Origin of the sequence: Acinetobacter sp. MYb191, from assembly GCF_037572605.1 — a bacterium.
Classification (GTDB): Bacteria; Pseudomonadota; Gammaproteobacteria; order Pseudomonadales; family Moraxellaceae; genus Acinetobacter; species Acinetobacter johnsonii.
The window spans coordinates 126,280-151,685 of the sequence record NZ_JBBGZP010000014.1 but is presented as its reverse complement, the minus strand read 5'-3'; the positions used below and the strand labels follow the sequence as shown (position 1 = coordinate 151,685).

19 protein-coding genes and 6 tRNA genes are annotated in these 25,406 nt (G+C 42.4%); 10 read left to right on the top strand and 15 right to left on the bottom strand.

The genetic code is table 11. The features are described from left to right. The first annotated feature begins 92 nt into the window (after positions 1-92). Positions 93-1,337: an NADH:flavin oxidoreductase/NADH oxidase family protein gene (locus WH214_RS09980; protein ID WP_339421230.1), complete on the top strand. Its 1,245-nt coding sequence runs from the start codon at positions 93-95 to the stop codon at positions 1,335-1,337. An 8-nt stretch (positions 1,338-1,345) separates the two neighbouring features. Here WH214_RS09980 and WH214_RS09975 read toward each other — a convergent pair whose 3' ends face one another. After that, entirely contained in the window at positions 1,346-2,011 is a 666-nt protein-coding gene (locus tag WH214_RS09975) for a glutathione binding-like protein (protein ID WP_339421228.1), read from the bottom strand. A gap of 62 nt (positions 2,012-2,073) precedes the next feature. Between WH214_RS09975 and WH214_RS09970 the strand changes: the two genes are divergently transcribed. Next, on the top strand, positions 2,074-2,682 hold the full coding sequence (locus WH214_RS09970; protein ID WP_339993278.1) for a YiiX family permuted papain-like enzyme: 609 nt from the start codon (positions 2,074-2,076) through the stop codon (positions 2,680-2,682). Positions 2,683-2,759: 77 nt separating this feature from the next. Here WH214_RS09970 and WH214_RS09965 read toward each other — a convergent pair. From WH214_RS09965 to pyrC, 10 genes are all read right to left on the bottom strand, one after another. Next, positions 2,760-2,835, bottom strand: a tRNA-Glu gene (locus tag WH214_RS09965). Positions 2,836-2,882: 47 nt separating this feature from the next. Next, a tRNA-Glu gene (locus tag WH214_RS09960) sits at positions 2,883-2,958 on the bottom strand. Positions 2,959-2,982: 24 nt separating this feature from the next. Beyond that, positions 2,983-3,058: transfer RNA gene (locus tag WH214_RS09955), tRNA-Glu, on the bottom strand. Between the two features lie 132 nt (positions 3,059-3,190). Continuing rightward, positions 3,191-4,096: an alpha/beta fold hydrolase gene (locus tag WH214_RS09950; RefSeq protein ID WP_035326887.1), complete on the bottom strand. Its 906-nt coding sequence runs from the start codon at positions 4,094-4,096 to the stop codon at positions 3,191-3,193. A gap of 80 nt (positions 4,097-4,176) precedes the next feature. Then, positions 4,177-5,589 (bottom strand): amino acid permease, encoded by a 1,413-nt coding sequence (locus WH214_RS09945; RefSeq protein WP_004980765.1) that lies wholly within the window; start codon positions 5,587-5,589, stop codon positions 4,177-4,179. Between the two features lie 109 nt (positions 5,590-5,698). Further along, a tRNA-Glu gene (locus tag WH214_RS09940) sits at positions 5,699-5,774 on the bottom strand. Between the two features lie 175 nt (positions 5,775-5,949). Further along, positions 5,950-7,425 carry an amino acid permease gene (locus tag WH214_RS09935; RefSeq protein ID WP_445206363.1) on the bottom strand — a complete coding sequence of 492 codons (1,476 nt, stop codon included), beginning with the start codon at positions 7,423-7,425 and terminating at the stop codon, positions 5,950-5,952. A gap of 412 nt (positions 7,426-7,837) precedes the next feature. Continuing rightward, positions 7,838-7,913: transfer RNA gene (locus WH214_RS09930), tRNA-Glu, on the bottom strand. Positions 7,914-7,933: 20 nt separating this feature from the next. Then, on the bottom strand, positions 7,934-8,593 hold the full coding sequence (gene rnt / locus WH214_RS09925; protein ID WP_005399764.1) for a ribonuclease T: 660 nt from the start codon (positions 8,591-8,593) through the stop codon (positions 7,934-7,936). After that, complete coding sequence (gene pyrC, locus WH214_RS09920; protein ID WP_010326368.1) at positions 8,578-9,612, bottom strand: dihydroorotase; 1,035 nt, start codon at positions 9,610-9,612, stop codon at positions 8,578-8,580. Before pyrC ends, rnt begins: the two co-directional genes overlap by 16 nt. Positions 9,613-9,763: 151 nt before the next feature. Between pyrC and WH214_RS09915 the strand changes: the two genes are divergently transcribed. Next, positions 9,764-11,026, top strand: a complete 1,263-nt coding sequence (locus tag WH214_RS09915) for a GGDEF domain-containing protein (RefSeq protein WP_339421223.1) — start codon at positions 9,764-9,766, stop codon at positions 11,024-11,026. Between the two features lie 56 nt (positions 11,027-11,082). Here WH214_RS09915 and argG read toward each other — a convergent pair whose 3' ends face one another. Continuing rightward, positions 11,083-12,426 (bottom strand): argininosuccinate synthase, encoded by a 1,344-nt coding sequence (argG, locus tag WH214_RS09910; protein WP_004694013.1) that lies wholly within the window; start codon positions 12,424-12,426, stop codon positions 11,083-11,085. A gap of 625 nt (positions 12,427-13,051) precedes the next feature. Between argG and lldP the strand changes: the two genes are divergently transcribed. The 6 genes from lldP to WH214_RS09880 all read left to right on the top strand — a co-directional run bounded on the left by lldP (position 13,052) and on the right by WH214_RS09880 (position 21,037). Then, positions 13,052-14,719 carry an L-lactate permease gene (gene lldP, locus WH214_RS09905; RefSeq protein ID WP_171065388.1) on the top strand — a complete coding sequence of 556 codons (1,668 nt, stop codon included), beginning with the start codon at positions 13,052-13,054 and terminating at the stop codon, positions 14,717-14,719. A 32-nt stretch (positions 14,720-14,751) separates the two neighbouring features. After that, positions 14,752-15,495 carry a transcriptional regulator LldR gene (lldR, locus tag WH214_RS09900; protein ID WP_004694009.1) on the top strand — a complete coding sequence of 248 codons (744 nt, stop codon included), beginning with the start codon at positions 14,752-14,754 and terminating at the stop codon, positions 15,493-15,495. Between the two features lie 2 nt (positions 15,496-15,497). Continuing rightward, positions 15,498-16,652 (top strand): FMN-dependent L-lactate dehydrogenase LldD, encoded by a 1,155-nt coding sequence (gene lldD, locus WH214_RS09895; protein WP_005399760.1) that lies wholly within the window; start codon positions 15,498-15,500, stop codon positions 16,650-16,652. 283 nt (positions 16,653-16,935) lie between these two features. Then, entirely contained in the window at positions 16,936-18,633 is a 1,698-nt protein-coding gene (dld, locus tag WH214_RS09890; protein ID WP_339421221.1) for a D-lactate dehydrogenase, read from the top strand. Between the two features lie 189 nt (positions 18,634-18,822). Further along, positions 18,823-20,859: an NADPH-dependent 2,4-dienoyl-CoA reductase gene (locus WH214_RS09885; protein ID WP_148827096.1), complete on the top strand. Its 2,037-nt coding sequence runs from the start codon at positions 18,823-18,825 to the stop codon at positions 20,857-20,859. A gap of 87 nt (positions 20,860-20,946) precedes the next feature. Next, positions 20,947-21,037: transfer RNA gene (locus WH214_RS09880), tRNA-Ser, on the top strand. A 345-nt stretch (positions 21,038-21,382) separates the two neighbouring features. Here WH214_RS09880 and WH214_RS09875 read toward each other — a convergent pair. The 3 genes from WH214_RS09875 to WH214_RS09865 all read right to left on the bottom strand — a co-directional run bounded on the left by WH214_RS09875 (position 21,383) and on the right by WH214_RS09865 (position 24,242). Continuing rightward, complete coding sequence (locus WH214_RS09875) at positions 21,383-22,699, bottom strand: MFS transporter (RefSeq protein ID WP_339421219.1); 1,317 nt, start codon at positions 22,697-22,699, stop codon at positions 21,383-21,385. 156 nt (positions 22,700-22,855) lie between these two features. Further along, positions 22,856-23,620, bottom strand: coding sequence for a class II aldolase/adducin family protein (locus tag WH214_RS09870; RefSeq protein WP_339993272.1), 765 nt, complete (start codon positions 23,618-23,620; stop codon positions 22,856-22,858). Positions 23,621-23,639: 19 nt separating this feature from the next. Then, entirely contained in the window at positions 23,640-24,242 is a 603-nt protein-coding gene (locus tag WH214_RS09865; RefSeq protein ID WP_339421215.1) for an HD domain-containing protein, read from the bottom strand. Between the two features lie 126 nt (positions 24,243-24,368). Between WH214_RS09865 and WH214_RS09860 the strand changes: the two genes are divergently transcribed. Beyond that, positions 24,369-25,322, top strand: coding sequence for a LysR family transcriptional regulator (locus tag WH214_RS09860; protein WP_339421213.1), 954 nt, complete (start codon positions 24,369-24,371; stop codon positions 25,320-25,322). The last annotated feature ends 84 nt before the right edge of the window (positions 25,323-25,406 follow it).

The following is a 25,406-nucleotide window of genomic DNA, read 5'->3' as shown; positions in this document are numbered from 1 at the left end:
AATTTTGACAAAATGAATTGTCAAATTCTCTTGACTGTGGCCAAAAAACACATAGAGTAAAAACACTAAAAAATATTAAAGGATGAATTTTCATGAACCAGCTTGCAAGCGCAATCGACATTGGGCAGGTCCATTTTAAAAATAAGATGATTAAAGGGGCGATGAGTGAAGCACTGGCTAATCATGCAGGCCAGCCGAATCATTTGCACTTAGGCTTGTATGAGGCTTGGGCAAAAGGAGGCCTAGGCTGTGCCATTACAGGCAATGTGATGGTGGACTTCCGAGCTAAAAATGAACCAGGCGTGGTGGTGATTGAAACCGAACGTGACTTAGAACCACTAAAACAATGGGCTGCGATTGGTAAAAAACATGGCATGGTGCAGTTGGTACAGTTGTCACATCCAGGGCGTCAGTGTCCTAAGGGTTTAAATAAGGAAACGGTTGCACCTTCAGCAGTACCGTTTAGTCCCGCTTTAGCAATGAGCTTTGGAACGCCGCGAGCGCTTCGTGAAGATGAAATCCTAGATATTATCCAACGTTTTGCAACTTCAGCCGCCATCTGTGAAAAAGCGGGCTTTGAAGGCGTGCAATTACATGGTGCGCATGGCTATCTCATCAGTCAGTTTTTATCACCTTTGACCAATAAACGCCAAGATCAATGGGGTGGTTCTGCTGAAAACCGCATGCGTTTTTTATTGGAAATTTATAAAGCGGTACGTGCGGCAACGTCAGAGCAGTTTATTATTTCGGTCAAACTCAACTCGGCAGACTTCCAGCGTGGCGGGATTACTGAAGAGGATGTAATCGCTACATTTAAAGCCATTGATGCTGCTGGGATTGATTTGATTGAGATTTCAGGTGGTAGTTATGAAGCACCTGCGATGGCTGGGGTGAAGCAAGAAAAACGTAAGGCATCGACCATTGCACGTGAGGCTTACTTTTTAGATTTTGCTGAGAAAATTCGTAAACAAGTCCAGTGTAAGTTGATGGTGACAGGCGGTTTTCGTACTGCTGCGGGGATGAACGCAGCCTTAGAAAGTGGCGCATGTGATTTTATTGGGATGGCACGTCCATTTGCGGTAGAACCAGATATTACAGATCGTTTAATTGCAGGAAACGATGTGCGTTATGCAGTCGATAAGATTAAAACAGGCATTTCAATGATCGATAAAATGGCGATTATGGAAGTGATCTGGTATGCCGCACAATTTAAGGATATCGCAGAAGGTAAACAACCAAATCCGAAACTGTCACCGCTCAAAGTGTTTTTTAATTATTTAAAAGGCAATGTAAAGGCGGTGATTAAAGGGCAAGTCAACTCTAGAAAGTCAGCTTAAGCATAGCATTACTGCGTGATAGACCAATAGTGTTCAAAATAGGAAGCAGACCATTGCCCACGTGCCATTGCAGCATTGAAGGCAGGTCTGCTTTGTATTTGGGTGAAATAGTATTGAATGGCCTGATATTGAGTAAACTGTGGTGTGGCATAACTGGCCGCATAGAGTGGAAACCACATCAAGATATCTGCATAACTAAACACATCGCCTGCAAAGTATGAATGCGTGCTTAAGTGAATATCAATTTCTTTCAGTTGTCGATGTAGCTCAGGGTTTAAATAAGCGTGATTGAAGGCGCTTTGAAAGGCCAAACTCACAAAGCGTACAACCAAAGGTGTTTGTTGCTTAATGTGTTGGAAAACTTGTTTCAATGCCAAATTGGGCATGAGACTGGCATCGCTATAATGGCTATAAAAACAGAAGTTCCAATACTGTGTATGGTCATGGGGAATAATTAACTTCTGCTGTAGTTGGCATAAATATTCTACGATTGCGCTGCTTTCCGTAAGTCGTATCGTCTGAGTATCATGTGAAATGTCGAGCGTTGGAAATTTCAGATTCATTTGTCTAGCTTGAGTTGCATCATACGGCTTGAGTTCATAAGACAGCTCAAGTTCCTCAAGTAGCCAAAGAATACGCTGTGAACGTGAGTTTTGAAGATGATGTAAGATCATAAATATTTTTAGTTTTAAGTGATTGATCGTATCTATAAAAAGAAGAATAAAGGAAATCTAGGATGAAAAATAGAAATGTTGTGATTTTAAGTGCTGTTTCACTGTTGGTAAGTCCTCAACAGCTATGGGCTAATATGTCCTATCAAACAGGTTATATTATTTTTCACGTCTCGAAGTCTCAACAAAGTTTAGGGATACAAAAAGCGACCAAGTCTCGTTATAGCCATATGGGTTTAATTGTTCATAAAAATGGAAAAGCATGGGTTTTAGAGGCAGTTCAGCCTGTGAAATATACGGCACTTCAGCAGTGGATTGATCGCGGGGTTGAGCGGCATTATGTGGTGAAGCGCCTTAAAACGAATTTGACTGTTCAGCAAAAGCAGACGCTAATCAAGAACGCAGAACAATACTTAGGCCAGCCTTATGATCTTTATTTTGAGTGGGACAATCGTGCTTTATATTGCTCAGAAATAGTCTGGAAGGCCTATCATGATGCTTTAGGTATTGAGTTGGCTCCGTTATCCAAACTGAAGCAATTTGATTTAAGTTCGTCTGAAGTCAAGCAACTCATGCAACAGAGATATGGGCAAAACATTCCCTTGAATGAAACTGTGATTGCACCACAGACTATTTTTTCCTCGACCGCTTTGGTTGAAGTTGATCGTAAATGAACAGGGAATAAAAAAGCCCAAGTCATAATGCTTGGGCTTTTTTATGAGATGACTCTATAAAAAATCAATCTCGAATATGGCGTCCCTACGGGGATTCGAACCCCGGTTACCGCCGTGAAAGGGCGATGTCCTAGGCCTCTAGACGATAGGGACAGTACAGAAGTGATGTTTTAAAACCGATTACTTTTGATCTTAAGTAATGGCGTCCCTACGGGGATTCGAACCCCGGTTACCGCCGTGAAAGGGCGATGTCCTAGGCCTCTAGACGATAGGGACTTAATAAAACTTTACTTCTGAAATTGGCGTCCCTACGGGGATTCGAACCCCGGTTACCGCCGTGAAAGGGCGATGTCCTAGGCCTCTAGACGATAGGGACGTTTCAGAGGTGGGCGTATATTAGGGCGAAAATAGAGGGGTGTCAAACGCTTTTCTCTAAATAATTCCAGTTTTAAGTGTTGAGTGCATAAATTTAAAACAATCTAGATAAAATGATTAAAAATCATATGATTTAAGCCGATTTTTTAAGCAAACTTAGTAAGTTGTTGATGAACTCGGGATGGTGTAAATAGCCTTCGATCAGATGAGGATGAGCAAGATCGGTGGTGATTTGCTTGTTGATAATGGCAGGAGTAAAAGCAAATGGTTTTTGATTCAGTGGGAAAGCACTCAGAAAATCAGCATCTGAATAAAAATTGATCCAATTGCCATATAAAGCTGCAGGCCGTTGAATAGGTTGCTGTAAATGGCACTGGATAACGCGAAAGGCAAGTGGTGAACCGAGGGTAATCAGTGTTTGAATCTTAAGTTCAGGGTGTTGAATTAAATAATTATAGGCAATCACGCTGCCTAGAGAGTGGGCAATCACAATATTGGGTTTTGTACCGTGTAAGTGCTCATGCAGACGCGTATGCACGGTGTGGATGAAGTGTGGATTGGATAAATATAGATACGCTTCCATCAAAAAACGATGAATAAAGCTACTATGCAGCTCTGGGAAGTGGTTGATTAAACTGGCTAAGTCACGTAAGGCCAGATCTTTGCCGAGGAGGCTGATGTATTTAATTTTATTATTGAATGAGAGTTCATCTGAAATGGTGAGCTGAGGGTTTTTAGAAATTTCAGCTTGATGTTCGATATTGGGTGCAGCGGTGTGCGTCAGGTGAATAGGATGCAAAAAGGAAAAAGGAGACCAATGTTGTGGCATAAGGGTGCTGGCGTTGAGGGTGTTTTCTAAATGCTGACGTGTTAGAAGATCTCCATAAAAGGCCAGCCGACTGTGCCGCTGAAGATAGGGAAGGTCATCTGCGCGGCCAAGTTCGCTCAGTACCTGTTGTAAGATCACAAGCCAATGTTGAAGCAGAGTACGTGCAGTCTTGTGCTGCTGATTCATCCCATGAATCCATACAATATTCATCGTGTATGCACCGATGATGTACTTGATCAAAACAGTATAAAAAAAAGAGCGACCGAAGTCGCTCTTTTTAACAATACGGATTAAGTTTTCTTGTGATAAAAGGTGTAATAACTTGCATAACATACTGCAATAAACAATAAACAACCAAAGAAGCTAATACGCATACTTGGATCAAACACCATGCTGACGCAGGTGATAAAGCAGAAGATAAAGCCAAGGATTGGCACAATAGGAAACAGTGGCGCTGCAAAACCTAATTCTTCTTTTTTACGTCCTTGTTTATACCATTGGCGACGGAAGTTAAATTGGCTTAAGCAAATACTCATCCAAACGACGACCATGGTAAACGCTGCAATACCTAAAAGGTTTGTAAAAATGGCTTCAGGTGCAAACTGTTCAGACAGTAAACCCGGCATACCCCCAATCATGGTCACGATGACTGCCACGTAAGGGACACCACGTGCATTGATTTTTGAGAAGACTGCTGGCAACTGTTTTTGGTAAGACAACGACCACATCATACGCGAAGCGGCAAATAGTCCTGAGTTCGCAGCAGATAGCAACGCAGTGATAATCACAAAACGAATGATATCTTCAGCATAAGGAATGCCAATGTGCTGGAATACGGTTACAAATGGACTGCTACTCACGCCTTCAGCTGCTAAACCTGCTTCTTGATGCGGGAGGAGTGAAGTCACGACCAAGATGGTACCCACAAAGAAAATCAATAAGCGGAAAATCGCAGTATTGATGGCTTTGGGTACATTCTTAGCAGGATCTTTGGTTTCACCCGCAGCAACACCAATCAGCTCTGTACCAGAAAATGCAAAGTTCACGATCAACATGGTGGTAAAGATAGGGAACAAGCCTTCTGGGAACCAACCCTGAGCCGTTAAGTTGCTAAATAAAGGCGCAGCTTCATAGCCTCTGTAGCCAATCACGCCAAAAATAGCGAGTAGACCCAATAGAATAAAAATAACAACGGTGATAACTTTGACTAAAGCTAACCAAAACTCAGATTCAGCGAACCATTTGGTCGAGATCATATTTAAACTAAATACAAATGCACCAAAAATTAGAGTCCACATCCACATTGAACTATCTGGAAACCACTCCTGCATGAGAAGTGCAGCAGCTGTAAACTCGGTTCCTAGAGTGACGGACCACGTTAGCCAGTACAGCCATGTGATGGTATAACCTGAGCCTGGTCCGATGTAGCGTTTGGCATAAGCACCAAATGAACCAGACTCAGGCATATGAACAGCAAGTTCCCCTAAACACAGCATGACCATATATGCAATGATCCCGCCGAGGAAATAAGAAATAATGGCACCTACAGGCCCCGTTTGTGCAATGACTTCACCCGATCCTAAAAATAGGCCAGTCCCGATTGCGCCACCAAGCGAAATCATAACCAGATGTCGAGTACTCATAGCGCGTTTTAAAGGCGCAGAATTGCCCTGATGCGAAGCATCATTCGGAGATGAGTGCATAAGCGTTAATAAGTTCAGGAATGAAGCGGGCTATTGTAGTGAAAAACTGCAAATCTGCAATGAAATAATAGTAATTATGAATAAGTGTTGATCGGATAAGATCAAGAGATGGCGTCCCTACGGGGATTCGAACCCCGGTTACCGCCGTGAAAGGGCGATGTCCTAGGCCTCTAGACGATAGGGACGTTGCGAGGTGATGCGTATATTAAGGATTAAAGGCCTATTTGTCAAAAGGGTTTTTGCTCTGTGATGGTTGAAAGTTCAAACATTAGGCAAAACAAGTAATTAAATTGAATAAATTTTTTATTGTTGCAAAAGTGAGCCCAAAAAATAAGCTTGAGCTCACTTTGCTGAAGGTACTTAGTTTTTATTATGATAGAGCCAATAGTAACTGGCATAGCAAGCCGCCATAAAGAGCAAGCAGCCAATAAAACCTGAAAGCATTTCAGGGTCAGCCGCCATACTTAAGCCTGTTGCTGTACAGCAGATAAAGCCTAGGATCGGAACGAACGGATACCAAGGGGTACGGAATTTCAGCTCCGATAAAGCCCGCCCTTGCTTTAACCATTGGCGGCGGAAGTTAAATTGACTCCAGCAAATACTCATCCAGACAATCACCATGGTAAATGCTGCGACACCCATTAAGTTCTTAAAAATGACATCTGCACCAAACTGCTCAGAGAGCAAACCCGGCAAGCCACCAATCATGGTGACCCAAATGGCAATATAAGGCACCCCAGATTTACTTACTTTGGCAAAAAGCTTGGGGAGTTGGTTTTGTGAGGACAGGGCCCACATCATGCGTGATGCAGCATATAGGCCTGAGTTCGCGGTTGATAATAATGCCGTGATAATCACAAAACGGATAAAATCTTCAGCATAGGGAATACCCATTTGAGTGAATACAGTCACAAACGGACTGCTGCTTAAGCCACCATGCCCGCCCACTTGCAAACCCGTGTTGCTATAGCTGAGCAGGGAACTAATGACAATGATAGTGCCAACAAAGAAAATAATCAGGCGCCAAACCGCGGCATGAATAGCTTTGGGTACATTTTTTTCTGGGTTTTCAGTTTCACCTGCGGCAATGCCAATCATTTCTGTGCCATTAAAAGCGAAATTCACAATTAATAAGGTGGTAAACAAAGGAATAAGGCCATTTGGTAGCCAGCCTTGTGCGGTTAAGTTGTTGAATAAGGGTGCAGACTCATACCCCTGAAAAGGGATGATACCGAAGATACAGGCAAAGCCTAATAGAATGAAAATAAGTACAGTTGCGACTTTGATCATGGACAGCCAAAACTCAGACTCTGCAAAAGCTCGGGTTGAACTGAGGTTTGAAATCAGTACACCACTGGCAAAGATTAACGTCCATAACCAGATCGACGTTTGTGGGAACCATTCCTGTATCAAAATGGCTGCTGCTGTAAATTCGGTGCCGAGTGTTGCCGACCAGCCGAGCCAATACATCCACGACACCATATAACCTGTGCCAGGGCCAATATAACGTGTTGCAAAGGCACCAAATGAACCAGAAACAGGTAAATGTACTGCAAGCTCCCCGAGGCAAAGCATGACCATATATGCGATCAACCCGCCAATAATATAAGCCAGCACAGCACCAAGAGGGCCTGCCTGAGAGATCACTTCGCCTGAGCCCATGAACAGACCTGTACCAATGGCACCACCAAGCGATAACATGATCAGGTGGCGTGTGCTCATGGCACGTTTTAATGAGGTATTTTGCGTTGAATCAGTTGAATCAGTTGAATCAGTTGAATCAGTTGAATCAGTTGAATCAGTTGAAGACTGCGAAGGCGGCGTTGCAGATTGCATAGAAAATCAAACAATGGGCTTAAAGTTATATTCTAGTTTTTAATAAGATGAAAAATCACGTGAATTGAAATTTTCTGATGAACTTTGGCTATTAATTTAAAAAACAAATGCTTAAAGACTATTTTTTAGTGGTCGGGTGTTGGATAAGAAGAGTTGTTCTCAGTACTTGATTGTATTTCTTCTGCAACAGGGGCTTGTTTGATGTTATTGGTCCCTTGTTGGACAAACCATAAGTAAAAAATAGAAGGCGATAGAATCAATAAAAAGATTAAAATTTTTTTAAGCACAACAATCAACCTTGAAAAAAACGAAGCATCGCATAGCGAGCGCATGGTTAAAATTGAAATGAAACATCGGTGGTCAATCAGAACCGATTAAATGAAAAGTGGTGTTTTCTAGATATAGAATAAGATGGCGTCCCTACGGGGATTCGAACCCCGGTTACCGCCGTGAAAGGGCGATGTCCTAGGCCTCTAGACGATAGGGACGTTGCGAGGATGGCGGTATCTTATTGATCCGCCACCAGAGTGTCAAGTAGGTGTGGCGCGAGTTTGTTCAAAATATAACAGAACAGTTCAGCGGTTTTTTGAGTGTCGTATAAAGCCGAGTGGGCCTCTCTACCATCGAACTCAATCCCTGCTTGAATACATGACTTCGCAAGAACGGTTTGACCAAACATCACAGCACTTAAGGTGACGGTGTCAAATACAGAAAAACTGTGAAATGGGTTTTGATTTTTAGTCCCTGTACGTGCAATAGCTGCTTGTACAAAGCCTAAATCAAAGTGGGCGTTATGACCGACCAAGACCGCATGTGTACAGTTCTGTTGGCGACGGACTTCATTGACGGCTTTAAAAATACGTTTTAATGCTGTTTTTTCGTCTTCAGCCATAGCCATGCGCATCGGGTTAAAGGGATCAATACCAATAAAGTCTAATGAGCGACGGTCTAGATTTGCACCTTCGAATGGGTTGATATGCGCATGATGTGCAGGACCCGGTACAAATTGACCTTCTTCATTATAAATAATCGGAATTGCAGCAATTTCCAATAAGGCATCGGTCTGTGCATTAAAACCTGCTGTTTCGACATCGACAACAACAGGTAGAAAACCACGGAAACGCTGACCAATTATTGGCAATGTTTCATTTGTCACACTTTTCTCCATTGAATGGTTTTACCCGCATACAGCGGAATAATTTGTTCACCATCCAAATAGTCTAAACTCTCAGGGATGACTTGGTCTTCTTTTACCAGTGTAATTGTAGAAGTATTGCGCGGTAGACCGTAGAAATCTGCACCAAAGTGGCTGGCAAAACCTTCAAGGCGTTCAAGTTTACCCACTTGATCGAAGGCTTGAGCATAAAGTTCAATTGCCGTTGGTGCGCTGTAGCAACCTGCACATCCACATGCATTTTCTTTGGCATTTTTAGAGTGTGGTGCACTGTCTGTGCCTAAGAAAAACTTAGGGTTGGCACTGGTCGCAACTTCGAGCAAAGTTTGCTGATGCGTTTGACGTTTTAAAATGGGTAAACAATAGAAATGCGGTTTAATACCACCAACCAACATGTCATTACGGTTAAACAGTAAATGCTGTGGAGTAATGGTTGCAGCCACATTGCGGTCTTGCTCTAAAACAAAGTTGGCCGCTTCGCTGGTCGTAATGTGTTCTAAAACCAATTTCAGTTTTGGAAATTGTTTTAGCAACGGAGAAAGAACTTCGTCTAAGAAGCGTTTTTCACGATCGAAAATATCGACATGATTGTGTGTGACTTCACCATGCAGCAGTAATGGAACCTGATGTTCTTCAAGTTGCTCAATAACGGCATAGACTTTACGAATGTCGCTTACACCATTATCTGAGTTGGTGGTCGCGCCAGCAGGGTAGAGTTTAATGGCATTTACAAACTCAGAATTTTTAATTTTCTTGACTTCTTCAGGCGAAGTTGTGTCAGTAAAATACAATACCATGCGTGGGTCGAAGGCATTGCCTTCTGGTACATGCGCCATGATGCGTTCACGGTACGCATTCGCTTCCTCAACCGTTTTAACTGGCGGTACGGTATTTGGCATACAAATAGCGCGTGAAAACTGTTGGGCTAAATCGGGAACCGTACGTTGTAATGCAAGACCATCACGAAGGTGAGCGTGCCAATCATCTGGCTGGAGAATCGTAATCGTATTCAAGGCGATTTCTGTCAAAGAAATAAAACAGATGATAATGCATATGCGCCAAAAATGGTAATGACAAATAAAGGCATCTTGTCTGATTATTATGATTTATCTTTGTAATTTTGTGTTATTTTTAGGCAACTACAAGAATTAAATCTGGTCTGGTATGGAATATAAATACAACCTCGCCAAACTTCAGTACGATAAAGAAAAAATGGAAGAGCTGATTACACGACACAACCGTCGTATTGGTCAGGTTTTTCCTCAGAAATTAGAACAAGAGTTTTGGCGATTAAACTTAGAGCGCGCGCGTCGCAATATTAATGACTTTCTTTGGTCTGGTGTTTTGGCTTATTTTATTTTTGCCATTTTGACGATTCCGGGGGATTACTGGATTATTGAACAGTCTCATTTTAAACAAGATTTTATTCATTGCTTACTGGGGCTTTTAAATGGTGCGGTTTGTCTTTTGTTCCTTTATGTTTTTTCACATTTTACCAAGCTAAAGCCTTTTTTTGCTTATGCAGCCATGTTTGCTGTGTTTTGGGCTGTGGTCTCGACGACTTGGTTGACCATGTCGGTACATACCGAAGCTTTGCGCCATCAAGCGATGATGATCATTTGCATGATTTATGTGTTGGGATATTTACTGACTGGGGTAAAGCCGGGATATGTTTTTATCACAGGCGTAGTAGCTGCTGGGGTTTCATTTTTAGTGCTGATTTCAACGCTGGTCAAGTTTGATGCGATTGTGATGGGGCGTGTGATGTTTGGTAGCTGTTTACTGGGGTTTATCATCAGTCGTATGATTTACGCCCGCGAGCGCATCATTTTTTTAAATATTCGCCGTGCCAAGATTAGTGAAAAAATACATCGAATACATACCTCAGAGTTACTGCATTTGAGTCAGAATGATGAGCTGACGAAGATATCAAATCGGCGTAATTTTGACGAAATGATGGATACCTATTATGAGCAATCACGTCAGGATGAAACACCTTTATCCATTTTGTTTATTGATGTTGATTTCTTCAAAAAATATAACGACTGTTATGGTCACCAAAAGGGCGATGATGTGATTTCATCGATTGCAAAATCTATTAAAAATGCGATTCGGCATATGGATTTTGTGGCGCGTTATGGCGGCGAAGAGTTTGTGGTGTTATTACCTGAAACTGATGCACATGGCGCTTATGCGGTGGCTTCAAATATTTACCGAGCGATTGAACGTTTGGAAATTCCGCATCAAATGTCTGAAGTATCTCCATTTGTCACCATTAGTTTAGGGATTACAGTCTTTAAAGGCGAGGTTGATTTGAGCAAAGCCGAGTTGCTGGGGATTGCAGATCAGGCTTTATACCGTGCCAAGCAATTGGGACGTAATCAGATTTATTATCAGCCTTTAACCACATCGACGTGTATAGAATGAATCGCTAAAATAAAAAAAACCGCTCTTATGAGCGGTTTTTTTGACATTCAACAAACTTATTTGTTTTTGTCTTTTAGCTGTGGAACAGCAGAACCTGTACCGACTGCAAGCAAACCAGTATTGGTATAAATACCAAGTTTCGCACGAGTATCGGTAATGTCCAAGTTACGCATAGTTAACTGACCAATACGGTCCATTGGCGTAAACATTGAATCGCCTTTCTCCATCGTCAAACGCTCAGCTTCATAAGTGAGGTTTTCAGACTCAGTGTTCATGATGGTGTAGTCATTACCACGACGAAGTTCTAAAGTTACTGTACCAGTGATGGCTTTCGCAACCCAACGCTGTGCAGTTTCACGAAGCATTAATGCTTGAGAGTCGAACCAACGACCTTGGTAAAGTAAACGGCCTAAACGTAGACCGTTAATACGATACTGTTCAATCGTGTCTTCGTTATGAATACCAGTAACCAAGCGCTCATAAGCAATATGTAGAAGTGCCATACCTGGTGCTTCATAAATACCGCGAGATTTTGCTTCAATAATACGGTTTTCGATTTGGTCAGACATACCTAGACCATGACGACCACCAATACGGTTGGCTTCAAGAATGAACTCAACAGGGTCTTCGATACGTTGACCATTGATTGCAACAGGGAAGCCTTCTTCAAAAGTAATCGATACTTCTTCAGCTTTAACTTCTACGTCGTCTTTCCAGAATGCAACGCCCATGATTGGGTCAACAATTTTGATCCCTGCATTGAGGTATTCAAGATCTTTTGCTTCGTGGGTCGCACCCAACATGTTTGAGTCAGTTGAGTAAGCTTTTTCTTTTGACATTTTATAGTCAAAGCCGTTGTCGATCAAGAATTGCGACATTTCAGCACGTCCACCTAATTCATCAATAAACGTTTGGTCTAACCAAGGTTTATAGATTTTAAGTGCAGGGTTAGTTAACAAACCATAACGGTAGAAACGTTCAATATCGTTTCCTTTATATGTTGAACCATCACCCCAGATGTTGACATCATCTTCTTTCATTGCAGTAACAAGCATAGTCCCTGTTACTGCACGACCCAATGGCGTCGTGTTGAAATACGGTACACCACCAGTTGAAATGTGGAACGCACCACATTGAATCGCAGCAATACCTTCAAGTGCAAGCTGTAAACGGCAGTCAACTAAGCGAGCTTTTACTGCGCCATACGCTTCCGCTTTTTTTGGAATCGCATCGTAGTCGTCTTCATCAGGCTGACCTAAGTTTGCTGTATAAGCATAAGGTTCTGCGCCTTTTTGTTTCATCCACAAAAGTGCAGCTGAAGTATCTAGACCACCAGAGAAGGCAATACCAACTTTTTTGCCAACTGGGACATTCTGCAAGATAGTTGCATTATCAGTCATTGTTAATCCTAACGATATAAATATAGGCACCGAGAATGGGTGGCCTGAAAGAATACATATGTCCGCGATTGTAGCACTTTTCCAAATGGTTTTTCTAAAAAATCATAGGGCTTTAAAAATATTAAAGTTCATGTGCATATCGATACTGTTGAAAAATTTCTGGAGAAAATCGGTTTCTATATTGTGTGCTCACTTTTTGTCTTTTTAGAAGATTTTTAGGCTGTAAATTAATCAGAAAAGTGGGGAAGTTGGTTTGGTTTAAATTGGTATTACCAATATTGTGTGATTTTTCCATTTTTTGAGTATTAAGCTGGATTTAAGTTGGGTGATTATTTTTTATATTATTAGACTAAAGTCTAAAATTGGCATTATTTTCATAAAAATATAAGTAAAAACAATGATATTAATTTGATTGAAATATGATCTAGTTTGTAAAGGTAGCTCATATTGGTCATACCAATATTAACTTTTAATTGAAGTTTTACTTCATTTTAAATCAAAATAAGCCAAGTATAAGTCATTATTGGTTTGTTTCTCTTTACGGTTGCACATATTGGTCTGTCCAATATTGGCAAAAGTGCCAATAATATGCTCAAAATTAAATCTTAGTAAGCATTTCAAGGAGATGACAATGCTTCAATGGCAGCAAATGTATGACCCGATGGGGAATATTTGGATTTCAAGTCTAATAGCACTGATTCCGATTATCTTCTTCTTTTTGGCGCTCGCGGTATTTCGTTTAAAAGGCAGTGTGGCGGGTACGATCACCGTTGTACTTGCACTTCTTGTCTCTTTATTTGCCTATAAGATGCCTGTGCTGATGGCATTTGCATCGATGGCTTATGGTTTCCTCTACGGTTTATGGCCGATTGCATGGATCATTATTGGTGCGGTGTTCCTGTATAAAATTTCAGTGAAGACAGGCCAGTTCGACATCATTCGTTCTTCTATTCTCTCAATTACTGAAGATCAGCGTTTACAAATGCTGTTGGTAGGTTTTGCTTTCGGTACCTTCTTAGAGGGTGCGGCAGGCTTTGGTGCTCCTGTGGCAATTACCGCTGCACTATTAGTCGGTTTAGGCTTTAAACCGTTATATGCAGCAGGTCTGTGCCTCATTGTAAACACAGCACCTGTGGCTTTTGGTGCAATGGGTATTCCAATTATTGTTGCTGGACAAGTCTCTGGTGTCGATACGATGGAAATCAGCCAAATGGTGGGCCGTCAGCTACCATTTATGGTGCCAATCGTGTTGTTCTGGATTATGGCAATCATGGACGGCTGGCGCGGTGTTAAAGAAACATGGCCAGCAGTTGTGGTAGGTGCAAGTAGCTTTGCGATTGCACAATACTTAACTTCTAACTTTGTCGGTCCAGAATTACCTGATATTACGGCTGCAATTGCATCCCTGATTTCTTTAACAATTTTGTTTAAATACTGGCAGCCGAAGCACATTTTCCGTTTTGCAGATCAAGACGCAACGATGAGTGAAGATGTGGCTGCACAAAAACAGCAAAAATACACTGTAGGACAAATTGCAAAAGCATGGTCTCCATTCGCGATTTTAACTGTGATGGTGACGATCTGGAGTGTGAAACCGTTTAAGGATTTATTTGCCAAAGACGGTGCATTGCATGATCTCGTGATTTCAATCAAAGTACCATTTTTGCATCAAATGATTCAAAAAATGCCACCTGTGGTTGCTGAAATTAAAGATTATGACGCGATTTACAAGTTTGATTGGATCTCGGCTACAGGAACTGCGATTTTTATTGCAGCATTGATTACCATTGCCTATTTGAAGATGAAACCGAAAGATGCTGTGGTAACTTTTGGTGAAACTCTGAATGAGTTGAAAGTTCCCATTTATTCAATTGGTATGGTGTTGTCTTTTGCTTTTATCGCAAACTATTCAGGTATGTCCTCGACCTTGGCTTTGGCCCTCGCACATACAGGTTCGGCATTTACGTTCTTCTCACCTTTCTTGGGTTGGTTGGGTGTATTCCTTACAGGTTCAGATACTTCTGCCAATGCACTGTTTTCAGCGCTTCAAGCCACCACAGCTCAGCAAATTGGTGTGCCAGAAGTTTTACTGGTGGCAGCCAATACCAGTGGTGGTGTGACCGGTAAGATGATTTCACCTCAATCGATTGCAATTGCGTGTGCGGCGGTAGGACTGGTTGGTAAAGAGTCTGATTTATTCCGTTTTACCTTAAAACACAGTATAACGTTCACAATTATGATGGGTATTATGATTACCCTACAAGCCTATGTGTTCCCATGGATGATTCCATAACACAAATTGTGTATCAACGTTAAGGAAAGCAGATGAAAGTCTCCGATAAAGCTGTACAAAGCCTGCGTGTATTGATTGAACAAAGCAATATGCAAGTTGGAGACCGTCTGCCTGCTGAAAGAAAACTGTGTGAACAGCTTCAAGTCTCTCGCTCTTCTTTAAGAGAGGCCATTTCGCAGTTGACCAGCATGGGTATGTTGGTCAGCAAAGTGGGGGCGGGGACTTTTTTAAAACAATTACCAGCAACTTGGTCCAGTTATCAAATCGTACAACCGATTAGTAATTTGATGAGTGAAGATCCTGCCTACCGATTTGATGTGCAAGAGGCGCGCATTATTTTAGAAGGTGGAACAACTTGGTATGCAGCACAACGCGCAACCCAAGAAGATCTGGTGAACATCCGACATCATTATGATCAGATTAACCATTTTCAGGCTTTGGGAAATGATGACGAGGCGGCTCGTGCAGATGCGAAATTTCATTTAGCGATTGCTGAAGCATCTCATAATTTGGTTTTGATTCAGATGATGCGTGGTCTGTTCGATTTGTTGCAGTTCAACGTCGCTTTGGGACGTCGAAAAGTCTATAGCGAAGCACACCGTTTTGATCAATTGCATGATCAGCACTTTCAAGTCATGAATGCAATTGAACGTCGTGATCCAGAAGCTGCACGTAAAGCAGTCTGTGGACACATTGAGTTTGTAGTACAACAGGTGCGAATGATTGATGAGGAAGAAGCTCGTCGTCAGCGCGCCAGTCGATTAAACAGGATATAAGCATGATTATTTCTTCTGCCAATGACTACCGTGAAGCGGCACGACGTCGTTTACCGCCATTTTTATTCCATTACATCGATGGTGGTGCGTATGCAGAATATACCCTGAAGCGTAATGTAGAAGATTTATCAAAAATTGCTTTGCGCCAGCGTGTACTGAACGACATGTCACAGTTAAGTTTAGAGACCAAACTTTTTGATGAAACTTTGTCGATGCCTGTTGCATTATCTCCTGTGGGTTTAACAGGCATGTATGCACGCCGCGGCGAAGTTCAAGCTGCGGTCGCTGCAGATAAAAAGGGTATTCCATTTACACTGTCTACCGTTTCAGTATGTCCAATTGAAGAAGTGGCACCTGCGATTCAACGTCCAATGTGGTTCCAGCTCTATGTACTACGTGACCGTGGTTTCATGAAAAATGCTTTGGAGCGTGCTAAAGCAGCAGGCTGTTCAACCTTGGTGTTTACTGTGGATATGCCTGTTCCGGGCGCGCGTTACCGCGATGCCCACTCAGGTATGAGTGGCCCAAATGCAGCAATGCGCCGTTACATGCAGTCGTGTTTCCACCCACACTGGGCGTGGAATGTCGGCATGATGGGACGTCCGCATGACTTGGGCAATATTTCCAAATACTTAGGTAAGCCTACAGGTCTAGAAGATTATATTGGTTGGTTAGGTTCTAACTTCGATCCGTCTATTTCTTGGAAAGACCTTGAGTGGATTCGTGAGTTTTGGGATGGGCCAATGGTCATTAAAGGAATTCTGGATCCTGAAGATGCTAAAGATGCAGTGCGTTTCGGTGCAGATGGGATTGTGGTTTCAAACCACGGTGGTCGTCAGCTGGATGGGGTTTTATCTTCTGCACGTGCACTTCCGCCGATTGCAGATGCAGTCAAGGGTGATATTAAAATCCTCGCGGATTCGGGTATTCGTAATGGTTTAGACGTGGTGCGTATGCTGGCGTTGGGTGCGGACACGTGTATGCTCGGTCGTGCCTTTGTTTATGCTTTAGGTGCGGCAGGCGGTGAGGGTGTTTCAAATCTGCTTGATTTAATTGATAAAGAAATGCGTGTGGCAATGACTTTAACAGGTGCAAAAACCATCGCTGATATTACGTCTGACTGTTTAGTGAAGTTAGAACGAGAGTTGGCTGAGTAAAACTCTCTAATAAAAGCGAATGAATATAAAGAAGCATCCTTTGCCTCATTTTGAATTAAAAAATTTAAGTTCAATTGCGTAGGCGATACCTTACTTTTCAAGGATGAAAAGTAACAAAAATCCTTTGTTGGGCGAGGGGTACGTCCTGTACCCCGCCCAACGGCGGCATCCATGCCGCTACACGACATCGAATACCGTGATTAATACGCTTAAAAAAATGAATGTGTTATTTCATAATCTAGCTTTATTGAAAAGCTCAAAAAATTAATGGGCAGGATATAAAATGCAACCCAATTTAGACGCACCGCAAACTATTCAAAAACTCATCACCATTGTTGGTAAACAACACGTTTTAACTGACGATAAAGACACACGTTTATACCGCCAAGGTCGTCGTTACGGTGCAGGGAAAGTACTGGCTGTTGTTGCACCAGGTTCATTACTGGAACAGTGGCAAGTACTGCAAGCGGCTGTTGATGCAGATTGTATTGTGATTATGCAAGCAGCCAATACAGGTTTGACCGGTGGTTCAACGCCTTTTGGCGATGACTATGACCGTCCTGTGGTACTGATCAGCACGCGTCGTTTGGTTGGCATTCAGGTTATTAATGACGGTCAGCAAGTGATTTGTCTACCTGGTGCAACACTAGATCGACTTGAAAAAGAATTGGTGCCATTTAATCGGGAGCCACACTCGGTGATTGGTTCATCGTGTATTGGAGCTTCAGTTTTAGGTGGCGTCTGTAATAACTCTGGCGGTGCTTTGGTGCGCCGTGGTCCTGCTTATACTGAGTTAGCTTTGTATGCCCGTGTCAATGATGATGGTCAGTTAGAGTTGGTGAATCATCTAGGGGTAAATCTCGGAGAAACACCTGAAGAAATACTAAGCAAGCTTGAAACGAAAAATTATCAAATCGGCGATATTATCAATAACTCAGGCTGCTGCGCATCGGACCATCGTTATGGACATGATGTTAAACAAGTTGATGAAAATACACCTGCACGTTTTAATGCCGATCCGTCTCGTTTATATGAAGCATCGGGTTCGGCAGGTAAAGTGTGTGTTTTTGCCGTACGTTTGGATACCTTTGAAAAAATTCCAAGTCAGGTATTTTACGTCGGTACAAACTCACATGATGATTTGACTGAAATCCGCCGTTTTTTACTAAAAGATTTGCCGCGATTGCCGATTGCAGGGGAATACATCCATCGCGTGGCTTATGATATTGGGGCAGAGTACGGTAAAGACACCTTTATGTTCATTGAAAAACTCGGCACAGCCAAAGTACCTGCTGCATTTGCAATGAAAGATAAGGTCGATGCGTACTTAGAAAAATTTGGTATGAAAGGACTGTCAGATAAAGTCCTGCAATTGATCACCAAATTTTTGCCTAATCATTTACCGAAACGGATGAATGCTTTCCGTGATTTATATGAACATCATTTGGTTATTCGGATTGAAAATCAAGATGTCGAGCAAGTTGAAAGCTTTTTAAAACGTTATTTCCAAGATAAAACTTCAGGTGATTTTTTCCACTGTAGCGAGGAAGAAGGACGTAAAGCATTTTTACATCGTTTTGCCGTTGCAGGTGCAGCAATTCGCTATCGGGATACGCACCGTTCAGAGGTTGAAGATATTGTGGCTCTGGATATCGCATTGCGTCGTAATGATCGAGAGTGGGTGGAAACCTTACCCAAAGAGATGGATGATCTGATTGTTCATAAACTCTATTATGGTCACTTTTTATGTCATGTGTTTCATCAGGACTATATTGTGAAAAAAGGCGTAGATCCTTTGGCGATGGAACACCAAATGTGGCATTTACTGGATGCTCGTGGGGCAGAATACCCAGCCGAGCATAATGTCGGACATTTATATGTAGCAAAACCTGCACTACGAACGCATTATGAAAAGCTTGATCCAACCAATAGTTTTAATGTGGGTATTGGTCAAACCAGTAAGTTAAAGCATTGGCAGTAAAGGGCTTTGGTCTAAAAAACTAAACCAGTGAGGGCAACGTCACTGGTTTTTTTATTGTCATATGTTTTTGAGAGCTCAGTTGAATTGACCGTAGATGCCAAGAATTTTTTATAAATTGTCATCCCAATATTTTAAAAAACAGCTAAAGTACTATGCAACAAGTTGCAAAGCCAAAGATAAGGATTCATGATGACAACCAATAGCTATGCACATATTTTAAAACCCTTACATTTGGGTTTTACCACCATTAAAAACCGTGTGGTGATGGGCTCCATGCATACGGGCTTGGAAGATCGTTTTTATAATTATCCAAAATTGGCAGCATACTTCGGTGAGCGTGCTAAAGGTGGTGTTGGTCTGATCATTACAGGCGGGATTTCTCCAAACCGTCAAGGTTGGCTTCTTCCTGCGGGTGGAACGATGAATACGCTGGGGGATATTGCTCCGCATCGTTTAGTGACACATGCAGTACATAAGCATGGCGCAAAAATTTTAATGCAAATTTTGCATGCTGGACGTTATGGCTACCAACCTTTTGTGGTTTCTGCCAGTCCAATCAAGTCGCCGATTTCGCCTTTTAAACCGCGTCAAATGTCTGAAAAACAAATTTTGAATACTATTGATGACTATGTCAACTGTGCCAGTCTTGCGAAAAAGGCAGGTTATGACGGTGTGGAAATTATGGGTTCAGAAGGTTATTTACTGAATCAGTTCTTAAGCCGTCATGTGAATCAACGTGAAGACCGTTGGGGTGGGCCGATTGAAAACCGTATGCGTTTTGCGGTCGAAATTGTCAAAGGGATACGTGCACAAGTCGGCGAGAAATTTATTATTTGCTTCCGTTTGTCATTGCTAGATTTAGTGCATGATGGCAATACCATGCAAGAAGTGATTACCATTGCGCAAGCACTAGAAAAAGCAGGCATTACCTTGTTGAATACAGGGATTGGCTGGCATGAAGCGCGGATTCCGACTATTGTGACTTCGGTGCCACGTGCTGCTTTTGTTGACTATACTGCGGAAGTGAAAAAGCACGTAGCTGTGCCAGTGATTGCTTCAAACCGCATTAATATGCCAGACACGGCAGAAGAGATTTTGGCATCGGGCAAAGCTGATATGGTGCAAATGGCGCGTCCGTTATTGGCTGATGCTTTTTGGGTGAATAAAACAGCAACCAATCGTGTCGATGAAATTAATACATGTATCGCTTGTAACCAAGCATGCTTAGATCATACTTTTAAAAACCAACGTGCTACTTGTTTAGTCAACCCGCGTGCGGCGTTTGAAACTGAGTTGGTTTATTTGAAAGCGAAACAAGCGAAACGAGTTGCGGTTGTGGGTGGTGGCGTCGCAGGTATGTCAGCCGCGACGGTTGCAGCCAGTCGTGGACACCAAGTGACTCTGTTTGAAGCAAGTCATGAGGTGGGTGGACAGTTCAACTTGGCAAAAGTTGTACCTGGTAAAGAAGAGTTTCATGAGACCATTCGTTATTTCAAAGTACAGATTGAAAAAACTGGCGTCGACTTACGTTTAAACACCAAAGTGAATCGTGAGCAGCTTGAGCGTGAAGGCTTTGAAGAAATTATCATTGCAACAGGTGTTGTGCCACGCGCATTACGTATCGAAGGGAGTGATTCACCGCAAGTCTTGTCTTATGCAGAAGTGCTGCGCGGTGCACCTGTTGGTCGAAAGGTTGCAGTGATTGGTGCTGGAGGGATTGGTTTTGATGTGTCTGAGTATTTATTGAAACCAGAGCATCAACCTCAGCCACAACCACTTGCAGATTGGCAACGTGAATGGGGCGTAGATCCAAACCCGAATTATGTTTCTGAAGGAGGCACGCAGGCCGCAGAAGTTCATCCACCTGTTCGTGAGATTTATTTATTACAGCGTAAAACCTCTGCACTTGGAGCAGGTTTGGGCAAAACTTCGGGCTGGGTACACCGTGCACAGTTGAAAAAGCATGCAGTACGTATGTTACGTGGGGTTCAGTACAAAGCTGTGACTGATGAAGGGCTTTGGGTGGATATGGCAGGACAAGATCAATTGCTACGTGTCGATACTATCGTTGTGTGTGCAGGGCAGGAGTCTGTAAAGGATCTGATGCCAAGTGCTGAGCAAAATACACTAGCGAATTATCACATTATTGGTGGTGCTAAATTGGCAGCTGAGCTAGATGCGAAGCGTGCGATTCGTGAAGGTGCTGAAATCGCTTCGAAATTATAAACTTTTGATGAAACAATATGCAGTTGATTGCTTTGACGGTAATTTTTACTTGTCATCAAAACAAAAGCTCCGTATGATGGCGCACATGGAAGCGTGGCAGAGCGGTTTAATGCACCGGTCTTGAAAACCGACGAGGGCTTATACCCCTCCGTGAGTTCGAATCTCACCGCTTCCGCCAAATTTGAAAAGCCCTCTGTAGTTACAGAGGGCTTTTTTTTATCTCGTGTTTTTACTCACAAGCTTATCCAAATTAATTTTGGATCTAAAACAAGATGGTTTAGATCAGAAAGAAATGAGTATAAAAATATAATATCTCTAAAGACACTGATGGTATTAAAAAGAGATTTTAAAGAGACAAAAAAGGGCTCATGAATGAACCCTTAGATGAAAATAGAATAAATTGAGATTAGAGATTACCTATGTATTCTTTTTACACAAAATTTTCCAAGGAAATTATATAGGTATTTCTTCTTCAAGCCTGCTCGTTGCTAATCGACGAGGCTATACTGCTTCTACTAAAAAGTTAGTGACGTGGAATGCGCACTGTTAAAGCGGTCCACAAAGCCGCGATTACTTGCAACGCGCCGATCACCAAAAAACCAATAGCGAAGCTCCCTGTTAACTGACTAAATTTGCCAATTAACACTGGTGCAAAAAATCCTCCAAGGTTTCCTATCGATGCGATGACTCCAATACCTACTGCAGCTGCTGCAGGTGAGAGCATTCGGGTTGGGATCGTCCAGATTAATGGTGCACCAGCCAAGATACCGATGTGAGCAATACTAAAGCCAATCAGTAAACCTACTACACTGTCTAAGTGACTAGTGATGACTAAGTAACCTATAGCAATCAAAGAAAAACAAACTGCTAAATGCCAGCGACGTTCTTGAGTTCGATCTGAGTTTCGACAGATGAGGAGCATGGCAATCACACCCAGTATATTGGGGACTGCGACTAATAATCCGATTTTAGCATTTGATTCTATTCCAGCTTGGCTAAATAAAGTTGGCATCCAAAAAGATATACCATAGCCACCGCAGACCAATAAGAAATAGATCCAAGCACTGTTCCAAGTCCAAAAGTTCCGTAAGGCTGCTTTTATTGAGGCTTTAGGACGAGCTTGATTGCCCAAACTGACGTGAAGAACTTGTTTCTCTCGCGGACTTAGCCAGTTTGCGTGATCTGGTCGATCTGTGAGTAAAAAATAAATACCAGCGGCGATGATGACGCAGGGAAATCCTGTTGTAATCATCAACCACTGCCATCCTGCTAGACCTGCATAACCATCCATATACTGTATGATTGCCCCACATATTGGGCCACCAATGATCCCAGACACAGCCAGTCCAGCCATAAATACTGCCATGATCCGCCCACGATGAGATGCTGGAAACCAGTAAGTGATAAACAGGACAACACCCGGGAAAAAACCTGCTTCAGCAAAACCAATAAAAAAGCGAATGACATAAAACTCTAGCGGAGTCGTGATGAAGGCTAAACTTAATGTTGCACCTCCCCACGCGACCATGATGATGGGTACCCAACGTCGAGCGCCAATGCGTTCAAGAATCATGTTGCTGGGAACTTCAAAAAAGAAGTAACCAATAAAAAACATCCCTGCGCCAATGCCGTATGCAACATCATCCAGTCCAAGCGCCTGACTCATCTGTAGCTTGGCAAATGAAATATTGATTCGATCGATAAAGTTAATGAGATAAGCTAAAAACAGGATAGGGATCAACCGCCATGCGGCTTTTCGTACAACCGCATCAATCTCTGCGGATGTGATTTCTGGTACTGGGGAGCCACTTAATGGCTTAGTCGTAACCATTTCATTCATTTTATTATTTCCTTGAGTGTTACCAGTCGGAACTCCATGTTCCTCATTAGGTTGGTAGCTCATTCCTTGTAGACACACACATGCCTCGGAGCTTCTAAACTCCAAGACATGCATGCCACTTACTCTTGTGTTTTAAATTGAAATTGGGCTTTGTAATTAGGTTTTGTAGCTCGGGTCTAATCGATCGAGTTTACGCAACAATGCTGGCCAAGCAATTTCAGCACCCATACCGCTCGTTGCAGCCTTAAATACTTCACCAAGACCTTGTCGAATTGCTGGATCAACTTCAATCAATTGACCGCCTGCTTGAGCATCAATTTGAATCAGACAGGTATTTTCGAAGGTATACATTTTGAGGAAGGCATCTGCCACACTACGCCCAACGACCAGTAAGCCATGATTACGAAGCATCAAATAATCTGCATTGCCTAGGTCGGCCTGTAAGCGCAGCTTTTCATCTTCACGTATCGCAACCCCTTCATAATCGTGGTAGGCCAACGAATCAAGAATAAAAATGGACTGTTGGCTAATGGGTAAAACACCGCATTTTTGAGCACTCACCCCCACGCCACTACGTGTGTGGGTGTGCAAAATACAATGTGCATCTTCTCGCACTGCATGAATAGCACTATGAATAGTGAAGCCAGCGGGTGTTACAGGAAATGGGGAGTCACTTAACTTGTTACATTCAGCATCCACTTTAATTAAGTTAGAAGCTGTAATTTCTTCGAATAACAAGCCATAAGGATTGAGTAAGAACTGTTCGGCTTCGCCTTTTGCAGTCGGCAAACGCACACTGATATGAGTAAATACTAAGTCCGTCCAGCCATATAATGCAGCGAGTCGGTAAATAGCAGCGAGTTCCACCCGCAGATTCCACTCGACTTCACTCACTTTACCTTTCAATGATTCGATTTGCATGTTTTTCTCCATTTAACCCTTATTCTGTACGCTCCGCTTCTATACGCTCTAACGCGGCTTTATACAAAGTGTTTTTGGGTTTAGAAAAAACGTTACATAACATCGGCTCAAAAAACTCAAGCGGAAGGATTTCACCATTCGGGTCAAATGCTGGATTGTCGTATAAATCGACAAATTCACGTGTACGTTCATAATGCTGATGCCCTGCAAACATATCGCGCATATTTCGATCCATACCGATATAGTGGAAAAAGTTATTTCCCTGAAAAACGCCGTGATTTTGAATCATCCAATGATTCGCTTCACTGATGAAAGGCTTAAGAATTGCTGCTGCAACTTCAGGGTGATTGAAAGAACCCAAAGTATCCCCAATGTCATGTAACAATGCGCAAACCACATATTCTTCATCACGACCATCGCGATAGGCTAAAGTCGCAGTCTGTAAGCAATGGCTCAGTCGATCAATAGGGAAGCCCGCATAATCACCATCTAATAGCTTGAGATGGGCCATGACACGGTCAGGCAATTCTTTGCTAAAAGGCTTAAACTCAGCGCCAATAATATCCCAATCCTCTTGAACACTCTGATCCATCCGAGTAAAGCTGGCATGCTTGTTCATCATTCGTTTCCTTACTAAAGTATTTTTTTTAAATCCTACAGCGTGACTAGAGTCTTGCTTTTCAAAAGTCTTGGCTTGATTTATTCACACTGTTGACAACAACCTATCAGTGTCATACATTCTCGTCTAATGCATTATTTACGGGAAACTTATGCATTGAGAGCATCAATCAATTTAAAACAATTAAGACACTTAGAATTACTTGCTGAAGAACTGAATTTTTCGAGAGCTGCCGAACGCGCAAATCTTTCACAAACTGCTTTTAGTCGTAGTATCCAAGCACTGGAAACAGAATTCGATTTACGTTTATTCGATAGAGACACGCGATCGGTACGTCCAACCCCAGCGGGTCGATATTTAATAGCAAGAGCACACACCTTACTGGGCAGAGCACGTGACTTAGCCGATGATATCTATTACTTATCCCAAGCAGAACGTGGCGAGCTAAACTTCGGGATTAGCTTACTTGCTATTGATGGGCCGCTACGTAGTGCGCTGATAGAGCTAAAACAACAGTGTCCGCACTTAAAACTACATATAGAAGCGAGTCAAACACCTAACTTACAGACACATTTAGAACAAGAAAGAATTGAGTTTTTTATTGCTTACCCAGGCGACCTACAAGAGGATGAACGCTTCGAACTCACTTGGCTACCATCTGAACCATGTTCAATGTACTGTAGGCCTGAACACCCGTTATTACAGCAAAAGACTCCTCCTTCACCCATGCAAATTCCGGATTATCCTTGGTCCGCGGTAACGATTGATAAATCACTTTCGCCACGGATACGTTCGATACTTGGCATGAAGCCGAATCAAGCGCTGCCAATTGGACTGACCTGTGATAATTTGCAAATACTGCATGACACGACATTGCATAGCAACAATATACTGTTTACTTGGAAATCATGGATAGATAGCAATAGTGAACTCGTTAATATTGGAACTTTCCTTCAACCCCAACTCCCTACGATAGAGATGAATATTGAGTGTGCTATTGTGCAATTGGCAGACCGTTCACTCTCACCCCCCGCTCAGCGCTTAGTGGATTTAACTTTGATGCATGCACGCATAGATTCCTAAAAGCATGATCTCTTTGCTTAGGTTGTAAGTATTGTCGTTTTTTCTAGATTCGACTTTGTCCCTACACACTGTGCGCTTTGTACC